The following is a 14,453-nucleotide window of genomic DNA, read 5'->3' on the forward strand; positions in this document are numbered from 1 at the left end:
GCGGCGCCCCGCGCGGCCGGGACACGGCGGCGCCGCTGCCGCCCCGCGAGGCGCGGGTGGTGCGGCAGCGGCGCCGTGGTGCGACGGGGGATCAGCCCTCGGTGGAGCCGTCCAGGTTGACGTAGGCGTAGAAGACGCCCAGGTCGTAGCCGTCCTTGTCGGTGTCGAAGAGCACCTTGATGTCGGTGTCCCCGTTGCGCAGGAACGGCGAGATGTCCCAGCGGTTGGAGTCGTAGCCGAAGTTGTTGCGGTTGTACGGGGTGCGGATGAACTGGTCGGCCGGGGTCAGCTCCTCGATGGTGGAGTTGAACGCGTCGTTGGAGGCGTGGTTGAGGTCCGAGAAGAGCGCCTGCGGGCCGTTGGTGGACTTGATGGCGAGGGTGTCGCCGGTCCACTTGAGGTCGCCGTCGTAGACCACGAAGCCGAGCTTGCCGGCCACCGGACCGGAGGCGGGGGTCTGCAGCCCGGTGAGGTCGAACTCGCGCGGCGGGCTGTCCGGCAGCTCGACCCGGAAGCCGTCCCACAGGTGGACGTGCCGGTACGGCTTGCACTCGTTCTCGTACGCGACCACGATCGTCCAGCCGCCCCAGCTGTGCGGCTTCACCACCGAGTCCATGTTCGCGACGGTGTAGCTGCCGTTGCCGGCCTGCTTGACCAGGTCGGTGATGTCGGCGGAGGCCTGGTAGCTGCTCTCGATGTCGGTGGTGATGTAGCCGATGGAGGGCTGGTCGTTGGGGATGTTGCGGTACTGGGCCTCGCCCGGGACCTTCAGGTACACCTCGTCGATCTGGTCCTCCGGCAGCACGACGTCGTCGATGCCCCGGGTGCCGCCCCAGTACAGCCGGGCGTACTTGACCTGGGATCCGTCGATCAGGCCCAGGTCGGCGGAGCTGGCGGAGTAGATCGCGTCACCGAGCGGGCCGACCGAGCCCGGGTCGATGTTGATGTACTTCATCTCGTACTTGTTGTTGATCGGCCTGCTGCCGAGGCCCTTGCGGGCGTCCTCGCAGTTCGGCTGCTCCGGGTCGAGCGGCGCCTTGGTCTCGTCACAGGTCATCAGCGAGTTGCTGATCCTGGTGATGGAGCCGTGGAAGTCGCCCTCGAAGCGGGTGGTGAACGGCAGTTGGTTCTCGGCGATCGTGGTGGCCCGGTGCTGCGCGCGCTGCGGGTGCTGCGCACCCGCTTCCGCACCGGTTGCCGTGCCCGAACCACGGGCGTCGGCGAGGGTCGGGGCGGCCAGCAGTTGGCCCGCGACGGCGGCGATGGCGGCGCCCGCGACGCAGGCCCGGCGGGCGAGCAGGCGGGCGGCGGCGGCACGGCTGACGGAGGAGTTCATGTGATCCTCTCAGGACGGAACGGACGAGCAGGCCCAATCGGACCACAACGTTCCGTCACGTGACCGTCACATAACGCCACCCGGGGCCCGATCCGTCGTCAGATCCACTCCAGAGGACGGCCCGCTGTCCTCCGAGCGGGGGACGGCGGGCCGCTGCCGGTTTGGGCGGGTTTCACCCGCTTACAGCACCTGGAGGTTCTTCCGCAGCTCGAACGGGGTGACCTCGGAGCGGTACTCCTCCCACTCCTTGTGCTTGTTGCGGAGGAAGAAGTCGAAGACGTGCTCGCCGAGGGTCTCGGCGACGAGTTCGCTGCGCTGCATCAGGTCGATGGCCTCGCCGAGGTTCTGCGGCATCGGCTGGATGCCGAGGGCGCGGCGCTCGGAGTCGGACAGCGCCCACACGTCGTCGTCGGCGCCGGGCGGGAGCTCGTAGCCCTCCTCGATGCCCTTCAGGCCGGCCGCGAGGGTGACGGCGTAGGCGAGGTACGGGTTGCAGCCGGTGTCCAGGGAGCGGACCTCGATCCGGGTGGAGCCCTGCTTGCCCGGCTTGTACATCGGCACCCGGATCAGCGCCGAGCGGTTGTTGTGGCCCCAGCAGATGTAGGACGGCGCCTCGCCGCCGGCCCCCGCGGTGCGCTGGGAGCCGCCCCAGATCCGCTTGTAGGAGTTCACCCACTGGTTGGTGACGGCGGCGGTCTCGGCCGCGTGCTTCAGCAGGCCCGCGATGAAGGACCGGCCGACCTTGGACAGCTGGTACTCGGCGCCGGACTCGTGGAAGGCGTTGCGGTCGCCCTCGAACAGCGAGACGTGGGTGTGCATGCCGCTGCCGGGGTGCTCGGAGAAGGGCTTGGGCATGAAGCTCGCGTGCACGCCCTGCTCCAGCGCGACCTCCTTCATGACCAGCCGGAAGGTCATGATGTTGTCGGCGGTGGACAGCGCGTCGGCGTACCGCAGGTCGATCTCCTGCTGGCCGGGGGCGCCCTCGTGGTGCGAGAACTCCACCGAGATGCCCATCGACTCCAGCATGGTGATCGCCTGGCGGCGGAAGTCGTGGCCGACCCCGCGCGGGGTGTGGTCGAAGTAGCCGGACTGGTCGGCGGGGATCGGCGGGGTGCCGTCGCCGGGCAGGTTCTTCAGCAGGAAGAACTCGATCTCCGGGTGGGTGTAGAAGGTGAAGCCCTGCTCGGAGGCCTTCTCCAGGGTGCGCTTGAGCACGAACCTGGGGTCGGCGTAGGACGGCGAGCCGTCCGGCATCAGGATGTCGCAGAACATCCGGGCGGTGCCCGGGGTCTCCGAGCGCCACGGCAGAATCTGGAAGGTCGTCGGATCCGGCTTGGCGATCATGTCGGACTCGTACACCCGGGCGAAGCCCTCGATCGCCGAGCCGTCGAAACCGATGCCCTCCTCGAAGGCCTGTTCCAGCTCGGCCGGTGCCACCGCGACCGACTTCAGGAACCCGAGCACGTCGGTGAACCACAGCCGGACGAACCTGATGTCACGCTCTTCGAGCGTCCGAAGCACGAACTGCTGCTGCTTGCCCATGGGGACAGTCTCACCTCTGCTCTTTACGCTCGTGTTACGCCCCGGCGGTCTTGGAAAGACCTCGTAAAGCGACTGCCCCCATTCTGGCCGATCCCCGCCCCGCTCGGCAGTGCCGACCCCCGGCGGCCCGGTCCGGCCCAGGACATCGCGTCAGTCGGACGATTAAAATCGGAGCATGCCCACTCTTCGTCTCGCCCTGTGCCAGACCGATCCCTGGGTCGGTGACCTCGCCCGCAACGGCGCCGAGGTGGTGCGCAGGACCGGGCAGGCCGCGGCGGCGGGCGCGCAGCTGGTCGCCTTCCCCGAGATGGCCCTCACCGGCTACCCGGTGGAGGACCTCGCCCTGCGCGGCTCCTTCGTCGAGGCCTCCCGCGGCGCGCTGGTCGAGCTGGCCGGCCGGCTGGCGGCGGACGGGCTGGGCGAAGTGCCGGTGGTGGTCGGCTACCTCGGCCGCTCCGAGCACCCCTCGCCGCGCCTCGACCGCCCGGCCGGCTCTCCGCAGAACTGCGCCGCGGTGCTCCACCGGGGCGAGGTGGTGACCCGCTTCGCCAAGCACCACCTGCCCAACTACGGCGTGTTCGACGAGTTCCGCTGGTTCGTCCCGGGCGACCAGCTGCCGGTGCTGCGGGTGCGCGGGGTGGACGTCGCGCTGGCCGTCTGCGAGGACATCTGGCAGGACGGCGGCCGGGTCACCGCCGCCAGGGAGGCCGGGGCCGGGCTGCTGCTGGTGGTCAACGGCTCCCCGTACGAGCGGAACAAGGACGACCTGCGGCTGGAGCTGGTGCGGCGCCGGGCGGCCGAGGCGGGCTGCGCCCTGGCGTACGTCAACATGGTCGGCGGCCAGGACGAGCTGGTCTTCGACGGCGACTCGGTCGTGGTCGGCGTGGACGGTGAAGTCCTCGCCCGCTCACCGCAGTTCGAGGAGCACCTGCTGGTGCTGGACCTCGACCTGCCGGCCGCCGCGGGCGACGACACCGACGGCCTGCTGCTGAGCGACGGTCTGCACCTGGTCCGCACCGAACTGGGCGGCGGGCCGCCGGCCGCGCCCGCCGGGAGGCTCACCGCCGAGGTGGCGCCGCGGCTCTCGGACGAGGCCGAGATCTGGGCCGCGCTGGTCTCCGGCACCCGGGCGTACGTGACCAAGAACGGCTTCCGGTCCCTGCTGATCGGCCTCTCCGGCGGCATCGACTCGGCGCTGGTGGCCGCGATCGCGGTGGACGCGGTCGGCGCGGAGAACGTGCACTGCGTCTCGATGCCCAGCCGCTACTCCTCGCAGCACTCCAGGGACGACGCCGCCGAGCTGGCCCGCCGCACCGGGGTGCGCTTCAGGACCGTCTCCATCGCCCCGATGTTCGACGCGTACCTGGGTGCCACCGAGCTGACCGGCCTGGCCGAGGAGAACCTCCAGTCCCGGCTGCGCGGCACCCTGCTGATGGCGATCTCCAACCAGGAGGGGCACCTGGTGCTCGCGCCCGGCAACAAGAGCGAGCTGGCGGTCGGCTACTCGACCCTCTACGGCGACTCGGTGGGCGCGTACGGGCCGATCAAGGACGTCTACAAGTCGCTGGTCTTCCGGCTGGCCCGCTGGCGTGACGAGGAGGCCGTACGGCGCGGCGAGGTGCCGCCGATCCCGGAGAACACCCTCACCAAGCCGCCGTCCGCCGAGCTGCGGCCGGACCAGGTGGACACCGACTCGCTGCCCGACTACGACCTGCTGGACGCGGTGCTGGCCCGCTACATCGAGGGCGACGAGGGCCGGGACGCGATCGTGGCGGCCGGCTTCGACCCGGCCGTGGTGGACCGGGTGGTCCGGCTGGTCGACACCGCCGAGTACAAGCGGCGCCAGTACCCGCCGGGCCCGAAGGTCTCGGCGAAGAACTTCGGCCGGGACCGCCGCCTGCCGATCACCAACCGCTGGCGGCGCGGGTAGGGCCGGCAGCGGTCAGTACCGGTAGGTGGCGGCCACCGGGAGGTGGTCGCTGCCGTCCCTGGCCAGGGTGCGGGAGTCGACCGGGTCCAGCCCGCCCTTGCTCATGATCTGGTCGATCCTGGCCATCGGGAAGGCCGCCGGCCAGCTGAAGCCGAAGCCGTCGCCGGCGGCGCCCTGGGCCGAGCGCATCTGCGAGGTGACCGGCGCCAGGCTGCGGTCGTTCATGGTGCCGTTGAGGTCGCCGAGCAGCAGGACCTTCTTCAGCGGCTCGGCCTGGATCGCGTCGCCGAGCGCCTGGGCGCTGAGGTCCCGCTGGTTGACGGTGAAGCCGCCCTCGGCCTTCAGCCGCACCGAGGGAAGGTGCGCCACGTACACCGCGACCGGGCCCTGCGGGGTGGTGACCTCGGCCCGGAAGGCCCTGGTCCAGCCCATCTTCAGGTCCACCGGGGAGACGTCGCCGATCGGGTACTTCGACCAGAGCCCGACCGTGCCCTCCACGGTGTGGTACGGGTAGGCGCCGGCGAGCCCGGTCTCGTACGAGCGCAGCTGCCGGCCGGCCAGCTCCTGGAGGGCGACGATCTGGGCGCCGGAGTCCACCAGGGTGCGGATGGTGCCGGGCACGTCGGTGTTGGCGGCGGCGACGTTGTGGCTGACCACCGTCCAGTCGCCCTTGCCGCCGCTCCGGTCGGCCAGCAGGCCGCCGAACAGGTTGGCCCAGAGCACGGCGGGCAGCAGCAGGGCGATCAGCGCGGTGGCGGAGCGGCGCAGCAGCGCGGGCACCAGCAGCACCGGGACGGCCAGGCCCAGCCAGGGCAGGAAGGTCTCCAGCAGGCTGCCGAGGTTGCCGACCCGGTTGGGCACCTCGGCGTGGAAGCCGAGCAGCGCGGCGGTGAGCACGGCCAGCACGGCGACCACCAGGCCGCGCCGCCAGGTGCTGCTGCCGCGGGCGTCCCTGCCCCAGTGGCGCAGGCCCAGGAAGCCGCCGAGACGCGCCGCGGGGGCCGGGCCGTCGGAGCCGCCCCCGGGGGCCGCGATCCGCTCGGTCCTGTCCGCCTGCGCCATGCCGTGGCTCCCGTCGCTCGTGCCGCCGGTCCGCCGCGCGGCCCGTGGAAGGTGCGGGCACGTACCGGACCGGTGCCGGTTCGATCGGTTGCCCGGCTCAGCCTATGCCGGGACAGACGTCGGGCCCGCTGAGCGGGTTCCGGCGCGGCCCGGTTTGGTGAGCCAGGACACGTCAGGACAGATCAGGACACGGTCACCGGGGCGCGATGCCTTCGAGCACGGTGTCGACCAGCCGGCGGGCCAGGTCCGGGTCCTCCAGGTCGGAGTCCTCCGAGAGGAGGCTGCGGTAGAGGACCGGGCCCATCAGCAGGTCGCCGAGCAGCTCCACGTCGAGGTCGTCCCTGATCACGCCCTCGGCCACGGCCTGGCGGATCAGCTGGAGCCCCATCTCCCGGCGCGGTCTGATCACCCGCTCCTGGTAGGCGGCGTGCAGCTCGGGCAGCGTGTGCAACTGGCCGAGCGCGGCCCTGAGGACCCAGCGGGTGCGCTTGGCCAGTCCGCGCCGGCGGATGTAGTCGACCATCGCGATCAGGCCCTCGCGGGCGCTCTCGCCGGCGGGCTCGGGCAGCGGCTCCTCCAGCCGGCCGACCACGTCGACCAGCAGGGCCTCCTTGTTGGGCCAGCGCCGGTAGATGGTGGCCTTGCCGACGCCGGCGGCGGTGGCGATGCCCTCGATGGTGAGTTCGGACAGCGTGGTGCCGTCGGCCAGCAGGTCCTCCACCGCGGTGACGATGGCCTGCTCGGCGGCCTCGCTGCGCGGCCGGCCTCGGCGTACGACGGCACAGGCCTGCTGCCCGGTGCCGGCGTCCGGGGTGTCGGTCCTCATCCCCGCTGTTCTCCCTCGCTGTCCCTGGGCGCGCGGGCGCCGTGCCGTCTCGGTTGGCGGTCCGCACGCGGGCCGGGGCCCGCCCTGCGGACCGAGGCCCTGCCGTCCGGGCGCACCCGGGCGGCAGGGCCATTGTCGCTCAGCCGTCCCGCACCGCCGAGCCGTCGTCCGGCCCGGCCGCAGGTCAGGCCTCCGCGGTCGCGGTCTCCCGCTCCTGGCCGCGCTGCCCGGGGGCCTGGCCGGCCGGGCCCGCGGGGGCGGCGGAGCGGCCGGGCAGCAGGAACCAGGCGACGGCGGCACCGATCACCGAGACGCCGACCGACAGCGAGGCCACCACGTGCATCGCGTGGATGAAGGAGTCGTGCGCCGGGGTGATCAGCGCCTGGCCGCCGGGGATGCGGTCGGCGATGGCCAGGGTGGCCTCCAGCGACTCGCCGGCCTTGTCGCGCAGCCCCTCGGGCAGGTGGGTCAGGGTGTCGGACATCCCGTCGCGGTAGACGGTGGAGAGCACCGCGCCGAGCACGGCGACCCCGAGCGAGCCGCCGACCTGGCGGAAGGTGTTGTTGACGGCCGAGCCGGCGCCGGCCTTCTCGCGGGGCAGCGAGGCCATGATCGCGACGGTGACCGGCGGCATGACGTGCGCCATGCCGGCGCCCATCACCAGGCCGAGCACGACCAGCACCCAGATCGGCGTGGTGGCGGTCAGCACGACGTAGCCGACGAAGCCGAGCGCGACCAGCAGCATGCCGCCGGCGGCGGTGGCGGCGACGCCGAGCCGGTCGACCACCAGCCGGGCCCGCGGCGCGAACACCAGCTGGGCGGCGGCCAGCGGGAGCATCAGCACACCGGCCTGGAGGGCGCTGTAGCCGCGCACGCTCTGGATGTAGAAGACGCCGAAGAACGAGACGCCCATCAGCGCGAAGAAGATCACGCCGACCACCACCACGGAGGCGCTGAACACCCGGTTGCGGAACCAGGTGACGTCCAGCGCGGGGAACGCGGTGCGGCGCTCGAACCAGACGAAGGCGACCAGCGCGACCACACCGACCAGGGTCGGCACCCAGGCCTCGGCCGCGGTGAAGTCGGCCAGCTCGCCGCCCTTGATGATGCCGAAGATCAGCGCGACCAGGCCGATGATCGACAGCAGCACGCCGACCGGGTCCATCCGGCCCGGGCTGGGGTCCTTGGACTCGGGGACCAGGATCACCATCGCGATCACCGCGACGATCACGATCGGGACGTTGACCAGGAAGACCGAGCCCCACCAGAAGTGCTCGATCAGCAGGCCGCCGGTGATCGGGCCGATCGCGATGGCCAGGCCGACCGCGCCGGCCCAGATGCCTATCGCCTTGGGCTGCTCCTCGCGCTCGAAGACGTTCATGATGATCGCCAGCGTGGCGGGCATCGCGAGCGCGCCGCCGACGCCCATCAGGGCGCGGTAGCCGATCAGTTCACCGGGCGAGGCGGCCATCGCGGACAGCAGCGAGGCGATGCCGAAGACCACCATGCCGGCCAGCAGCGCGCGCTTGCGGCCGAACCGGTCGCCGAGCAGGCCCGAGGTGAACAGCAGCCCGGCGAAGACCAGGGTGTAGGAGTTGATCGACCACTCCAGGTCGCTCTGGGTGGCCCCGAGGCCCACCGGAGCGGGGGTCGCGATGGTCTTCATCGCGACGTTGAGGATCGAGTTGTCGAGGACGACGACGAGCAGGGCGAGCAGCAGGGTGCCGAGGATCGCCCAGCGCCGGCGGTGGATGGCTTCCGGCACGCGAGGTGGCGCGGCTGCGGTGGTCATTGGTGTTCCCGTCCGTGGTGGTGTGGCACTGGCGGGCAATTCCGAGCCGTATGCGTCTCGTAACCCCCGGGCATCAGAGTAGCGGCCAATACGATACGAGACGACTCCGTTTCGTAAAGAGGAGGCAAATTCGGGGGCCTCCCGCGCACCCCGGCGCGGGCGCGCCGCGCACCCGGTGGGCCGCGGACCGCCACGGGACGCCGGCACCCCCCTTTGCGCCGGAGCCGGGGCGTGCAAGCATGGAGGGGATCCGGGGACGCCGTACGGCGCCACGAGACGACAACCCTTCAGGAGTCCGTTCGATGAACGCTTCTACGCCTTCGCCTGCCCAGAACCAGGCGTCGACCGCCACCCTCTACGGTGGGGTCACCAACCGCCGTGTCACCGTCCGCGACCTCGCCGCCGCCAAGCAGCGCGACGAGAAGTGGTCGATGCTGACCGCCTACGACGCCCTCACCGCGGGCGTGTTCGACGAGGCCGGCATCCCGGTGCTGCTGGTCGGCGACTCGGCGGGCAACTGCCACCTCGGCTACGAGACCACCGTCCCGGTGACCATGGATCAGATGGTGATGCTCTCCGCCGCCGTCGTCCGCGGCACCAAGCGGGCCATGATCGTCGCCGACCTGCCGTTCGGCTCGTACCAGGAGTCCCCCGCGCAGGCCATGCACAACGCCGCCCGGCTGATGAAGGATGCCGGGGTCGGCGCGGTCAAGCTGGAGGGCGGGGAGCGCAGCGCCCGCTCGATCGAGCTGCTGGTCGAGGCCGGCGTCCCGGTGATGGCCCACATCGGCCTCACCCCCCAGTCCGTCCACGCCCTCGGCGGCTACCCGGTCCAGGGCCGCGGCGACGAGGCGGCGCACCAGCTGCTGCGCGACGCCAAGGCCGTCCAGCAGGCGGGCGCCTTCTCGGTGGTGCTGGAGGCCGTCCCGGCCGAGCTGGCCGCCCAGGTCACCGAGCAGCTGGCGATCCCGACCGTGGGCATCGGCGGCGGTCCCGGCACCGACGCCCAGGTACTGGTCTGGACCGACATGGCCGGCATGACGGCCGGCCGGGTGCCCAAGTTCGTCAAGCAGTACGCCGACCTGCGGACCGTCCTCGGCGACGCCGCCAGGGCGTACGCCGAGGACGTCCGCACCGGCGCCTTCCCGGCGGCCGAGCACAGCTTCCGCTGACCGGACCGCCCGGCCCCGCTCCGCCGTCCGGAGCGGGGCCTCCGTCGTACCCGGGCCCGCCCCGGAGCCGGTGACAGCGGCGTGACAGCGGGCTGGCAGCGCGCCGCCCCGGGCGACAGGGAGCTGACAGCCGGGGCGGACAGCCTGGGGGCATGACACGCATCGAGACAGCCCCGAACGACCGGGGAACCACCTCCGGGAACGCCGTGGAGGTGCACGGCATCGTCAAGCACTACGGTGCCACCAAGGCCCTCGACGGGGTCGACCTCACCGTGCGGGAGGGCACCGTCCTCGGTGTGCTCGGCCCCAACGGCGCGGGCAAGACCACCCTGGTCCGGATCCTCTCCACCCTGGTCAAGCCGGACGCCGGCACCGCGTACGTCGGCGGCTACGACGTGCTGCGCCAGCCCCGGCAGCTGCGCCGCACGATCGGCCTCACCGGCCAGTACGCCTCCGTGGACGAGCTGCTCTCCGGGTACGAGAACCTCTACCTCATCGGCCGGCTGCTCGACCTCCCCCGCCGGGAGGCCAAGGCCAGGTCCGTCGAGCTGCTGGAGCGCTTCTCGCTCACCGAGGCCGCCGGGCGGATCGCCAAGACCTACTCCGGCGGCATGCGCCGGCGCCTCGACCTGGCCGCCAGCATGATCGGCCGCCCCCGGGTCCTCTACCTGGACGAGCCCACCACCGGCCTGGACCCGCGCACCCGCAACGAGGTCTGGGACGAGGTGCAGCGGATGGTCGCCGAGGGCACCACCGTCCTGCTGACCACCCAGTACATGGAGGAGGCGGAGCAGCTCGCGAACGAGCTGACTGTCATCGACCGCGGCAAGGTGATCGCCAACGGCCCGGTGGCCGACCTCAAGGCCAAGGTCGGCGGCCAGACCCTCCAGGTCCGCCCGACCCACCCGGCCGAGCTGCCCGAGATGGCCCGCTGCCTGCACGAGAGCGGCATCGCCACCGCCACCGTCTCCACCGACACCGGCCTGCTCGCGGTGCCGATCACCGGCGAGGAGCAGCTGACCGCGGTGATCGGGGTGCTCGGCACCCGCGGCTTCGGCATCGCCGGCATCGACACCAAGGTGCCCAGCCTGGACGAGGTCTTCCTCGCCATCACCGGCAAGCCCGCGACCGCCGCGGCGCCCGCCCCCAGCCTCGCCAAGGAGCCCGTCGCATGACCACCGCCACGCTCGCCCCCGCCGTCCGGGCGGAGGACCCCCGGATCGGCCTGGCCGGCACCCTGCGCCACGTCGGCGCGCTGACCCGGCGCAACCTGATGCGGATCAAGGCCGACCCGGAGTCGATGTTCGACGCCGTGCTGATGCCGATCATCTTCACCGTGCTGTTCGTCTACGTCTTCGGCGGCGCGATGGCCGGCGACCAGGACACCTACAAGCAGTACCTGATCCCCGGCCTGCTCGGGCAGACCGGCCTCACCCTCGCGATGGCCGTCGGCACCGGCCTCAACAGCGACTTCCAGACCGGCGTGATGGACCGCTTCAGGACCCTGCCGATCGGCCGGGCCTCGGTGCTGCTGTCCAAGATCGTCGCCGAGACCCTCCGCGGGCTGCTCTCCTTCGCGATCCTGATCGGCTTCGCGATGTGCATCGGCTTCGAGGTGAAGACCGGCCCGCTGGAGGTGCTGGCCACGATCGGCCTGGCCCTGGTGTTCGGCATGTCGATCGTCTGGATCTCGATGCTGCTGGGCATGGCCCTGCGCAGCGCCCAGGCCGTCCAGGGCGTGGCCATGCTGGTCCTGATGCCGATGCAGTTCGGCAGCTCGATCTTCGCCCGGACCGACACCATGCCGGGCTGGTTGCAGTCCTTCACCAAGGTCAACCCGCTGTCGGCGCTGGCCGACGCCTCCCGGGCCCTGCTCAACGGCCAGGGCGCGGTGGCCCACCCGGTGATGATCGTGCTGATCTGGTCGGCCGCCGTCACCGCGGTCTTCGCCCCGCTGGCGGTGGCCCGCTTCCGCAAGCGGACCTGATCCCCTCGACCACCGTCGGCCCCGGTCGGGGGAAGGGCCGGCGGACAGGGCGGCCGGACGCCCGGGACAGGCACCGGCCACCGTACGGGCCCGGCCGGCCGGTGACCAGGGGACGGGCGCCGGCCGGCCGGGCCCCCGGGTGTCCGGGGACGCGGCCCGCAGACCGCGGGACTAGCCGATCAGCCGCTCCAGCAGTTCGTGGGTCTGCTCCTGGGTCATCCCGACCCCGCGCTCCCTGGCCTCCTCGAACGCGGCGTCGCCCATCAACTCCCGCAGCACGGACTCCGAGCGCTCGCGCTCGAGCCGGTCCAGGTAGCCGCCCTTCGGGCCGTTCAGCCCGCCGTGCGCACCGATCAGCACGGCCGCCACCCCGGCCTGCTCCAGGTCCCCGTCGCGCCGGGCGAAGCCGCACAGCGTCGCCGTCACCGCGGGCACCACCATGACCGTCATGTGCTCGGCGAAGCCGCTCGCGGCCGCCAGCGCCCGGAGCTGCCGCCGGCCCTCGCGCAGCAGGCGCAGTCCCTCGTCCGGGTCGCCGGACCTCGCCATGATCCAGCCCCGGGCGCTCATCAGCAGCCCGACCACCAGGCTCGGCGCGAAGCCGCCCACCCGGACGCTGTCCAGATCGTCCAGCTCGGCCAGCGCCCGCTCGAACTCGCCGCGCTGGGCGTGGATGCCGCAGAGCGTCAGGTGGCCGAACAACAGCGCGCCGTTGGTGGCCTGGTTGACGCCCGGACTCTCGATCGAGGCCACCGCCTCCCGGATGACCCGCTCGCCGCGGTCCATGTCCTGCTCCAGAAGGGCGGTGCCCAGGTGCACCAACAGGATCGGCACCTCCTGCGGCGCCCCCAGCTCCTCGGCCAGCTCGATCGCCCGCCCGTACGCCTCGGCGGCGGCCGCGGACTCGCCCCGGTTGGCCAGCGACTCACCGTGCGCGGCCAGCGCCTGGGAGATCCCCCAGAGGTCGCCCGCCCGCTCGTACAGCTCCAGCGAGCGCTCGCCGTCCGCGATGCTCTGCTCCTCGCCGCTCGGCCAGTCGTTCAGCATCCTGGCCCTGACCTGGAGGACGAACGCCAGGTCGCTCAGCTCGCCGTGCCGCTCGCAGCCGCGCACCGCGTCGTCCAGCAGGTCCCTCATCAGCTCCAGCCGGCCGGCCAGGAAGGCCGCGAACACCCGCATCAGTGCCGGGAAGCGGTAGGACTGCGGCAGCTCCGGGGTGTAGGCCTCCATCAGCCGCCGGGCGAGCCCGACGGCCTCCGAGTCGCCGAAGACGTCCAGGTTGCCCTCGAACAGCCCGATCAGCCGGTACATCGCGAGCAGCCGGCGGGCCTCCTCCAGCACCCCGGCGGACAGCGGCGGCTCGAACGTGAGCACGTTGCGCTCCAGCGGCACCGGCCGCGGGGCGTCCGGGCCGAACGGGTCGGGGCCGAGAGCGGCGACCGCGTTGTACCAGGTGCGGGCCTCCATGCTGTAGCTGCGCAGCGACCAGTACCAGCTCATCCCGAGGGCGAGGAGCAGCGCCTGTTCCTCGTCCCGCCGGTCGATCGCCCGGCGCAGCGCGGCCCGGACGTTGTCCTGCTCGCGCTCCAGCACCGACAGCCAGTGCAGCTGGCGGGGGCCGTGGATCTGCCCGTCGGCGACGGCGATCATGGCGCGGAAGTGCGCCACGTGCCGGCCCTCGGTGGCGGTCCGCTCGGCGGCGGACTCGGCGAGGCGCTCGGTCGCGTACTCGTGGATGGTCTCCAGCATCCGGTAGCGCGGCAGGCTGGCCCCGTCCAGGTCGGCGACCAGCAGGGACTTGTCGGCCAGCGACAGCAGCAGGTCGGCGACCTCGCCGGGGGGCACCTCGACGCCGTCGGCGCAGACCGCCTCGGCGTCCTCCAGCTGCCAGCCGCCCGCGAACACCGAGAGCCGGCGCAGCACCGCCCGTTCCCGCTTGCCGAGCAGGTCCCAGCTCCAGTCGACCACCGCGCGCAGGGTCTGCTGGCGCGGCAGCAGGGTGCGGCTGCCCGCGGTGAGCAGCGAGAACCGGCTGTCCAGCCGGTCGGCTATCTGCCGGGCCGTCATCACCCGCAGCCGGGCGGCGGCCAGTTCGATGGCCAGCGGCAGCCCGTCGAGACGGCGGCAGATCTCGGCGCAGGACTCCGGGTCGCCCGCCGGGTCGAAGCCGGGACGGGCGGCGGCGGCGCGATCGGCGAACAGCCGCAGCGCGACCGGGTCGGGCAGCGGCTCGACCGGCAGCACCGTCTCGCCGGGCACGCCCAGCGGTTCGCGGCTGGTGGCGAGCACCGTCAGCCCCGGGCACTCGGCGAGCAGGACGTCGGCGAGGTCGGCGGCGGCCTGGATCAGGTGCTCGCAGTTGTCCAGGACGAGCAGCATCCGGCGGTGGCCGCAGTGCTCGACCAGCCGGCGCACCGGGTCCTCGGCCCGCTTCTCGATCACCTCGGCGACCATGTTGGTGCCGTGCAGCACGATCTCGCGCAGGCCGAGCGCCGAGACCACGGCGGCGGGCACCGCGTCCGGGCTCTCCAGCGGGGCGAGTTCGGCCACCCAGACACCGTCCGGCCAGCTCCCCGCGGACTGCTCGGCGCGGGCGGCCACGGTCGACAGGCTGGTCTTGCCGGAGCCGCCAGGACCGGTCAGGGTCACCAGCCGACGGCTCGTCAGCATCCCGCGCAGCGCGGCGAGATCGTCCTCCCGGCCGACGAAGCTGGTCAGCCGGCCGCGCAGGTTGCCGCCGGTTCGCGGAGGTTGCGGCGCGGGCGGCGCGGGCGGCTGCGGGGGCGGCCCGGGCTGCGGCGGGGGC

Annotated in this window: 10 protein-coding genes; 4 read left to right on the forward strand and 6 right to left on the reverse strand. The window is 72.6% G+C overall.

Translation table 11 applies throughout. The features are described 5' to 3' along the window. Nucleotides 1-91: 91 nt before the first annotated feature. Together BU198_RS09805 and glnA are read right to left on the reverse strand one after the other, a co-directional pair. Nucleotides 92-1,336: a hypothetical protein gene (locus BU198_RS09805; RefSeq protein ID WP_223244182.1), complete on the reverse strand. Its 1,245-nt coding sequence runs from the start codon at nt 1,334-1,336 to the stop codon at nt 92-94. Nucleotides 1,337-1,516: 180 nt separating this feature from the next. Beyond that, nucleotides 1,517-2,878, reverse strand: a complete 1,362-nt coding sequence (gene glnA, locus BU198_RS09810) for a type I glutamate--ammonia ligase (RefSeq protein ID WP_188296447.1) — start codon at nt 2,876-2,878, stop codon at nt 1,517-1,519. A gap of 175 nt (nt 2,879-3,053) precedes the next feature. Here glnA and BU198_RS09815 point away from each other — a divergent pair, with 175 nt between their 5' ends. Further along, complete coding sequence (locus tag BU198_RS09815; RefSeq protein ID WP_188296448.1) at nt 3,054-4,808, forward strand: NAD+ synthase; 1,755 nt, start codon at nt 3,054-3,056, stop codon at nt 4,806-4,808. A 12-nt stretch (nt 4,809-4,820) separates the two neighbouring features. Here BU198_RS09815 and BU198_RS09820 read toward each other — a convergent pair whose 3' ends face one another. From BU198_RS09820 to BU198_RS09830, 3 genes are all read right to left on the reverse strand, one after another. After that, entirely contained in the window at nt 4,821-5,870 is a 1,050-nt protein-coding gene (locus tag BU198_RS09820; RefSeq protein WP_188296449.1) for an endonuclease/exonuclease/phosphatase family protein, read from the reverse strand. Between the two features lie 193 nt (nt 5,871-6,063). Then, the gene (locus BU198_RS09825) at nt 6,064-6,696 is read right to left on the reverse strand and encodes a TetR/AcrR family transcriptional regulator (protein ID WP_188296450.1); all 633 of its coding nucleotides are present in this window, start codon (nt 6,694-6,696) and stop codon (nt 6,064-6,066) included. A gap of 184 nt (nt 6,697-6,880) precedes the next feature. Continuing rightward, on the reverse strand, nt 6,881-8,488 hold the full coding sequence (locus BU198_RS09830; RefSeq protein WP_188296451.1) for a DHA2 family efflux MFS transporter permease subunit: 1,608 nt from the start codon (nt 8,486-8,488) through the stop codon (nt 6,881-6,883). Nucleotides 8,489-8,790: 302 nt separating this feature from the next. Between BU198_RS09830 and panB the strand changes: the two genes are divergently transcribed. The 3 genes from panB to BU198_RS09845 all read left to right on the forward strand — a co-directional run bounded on the left by panB (nt 8,791) and on the right by BU198_RS09845 (nt 11,647). After that, nucleotides 8,791-9,660 (forward strand): 3-methyl-2-oxobutanoate hydroxymethyltransferase, encoded by an 870-nt coding sequence (gene panB / locus BU198_RS09835; protein ID WP_188296452.1) that lies wholly within the window; start codon nt 8,791-8,793, stop codon nt 9,658-9,660. A 152-nt stretch (nt 9,661-9,812) separates the two neighbouring features. Further along, complete coding sequence (locus BU198_RS09840) at nt 9,813-10,835, forward strand: ATP-binding cassette domain-containing protein (protein ID WP_188296453.1); 1,023 nt, start codon at nt 9,813-9,815, stop codon at nt 10,833-10,835. Further along, nucleotides 10,832-11,647, forward strand: coding sequence for an ABC transporter permease (locus BU198_RS09845; RefSeq protein WP_188296454.1), 816 nt, complete (start codon nt 10,832-10,834; stop codon nt 11,645-11,647). The genes BU198_RS09840 and BU198_RS09845 overlap by 4 nt, the downstream gene beginning before the upstream one ends. Before the next feature lie 171 nt (nt 11,648-11,818). Here BU198_RS09845 and BU198_RS09850 read toward each other — a convergent pair. Next, nucleotides 11,819-14,453, reverse strand: a 2,635-nt coding sequence (locus BU198_RS09850) for an ATP-binding protein (protein WP_188296455.1), incomplete at its 5' end; no start/stop codon positions are given.

The sequence above is a fragment of the Streptomyces sp. CBMA156 genome (assembly GCF_014596515.1).
In the GTDB taxonomy this organism is placed as follows: domain Bacteria; phylum Actinomycetota; class Actinomycetes; order Streptomycetales; family Streptomycetaceae; genus Kitasatospora.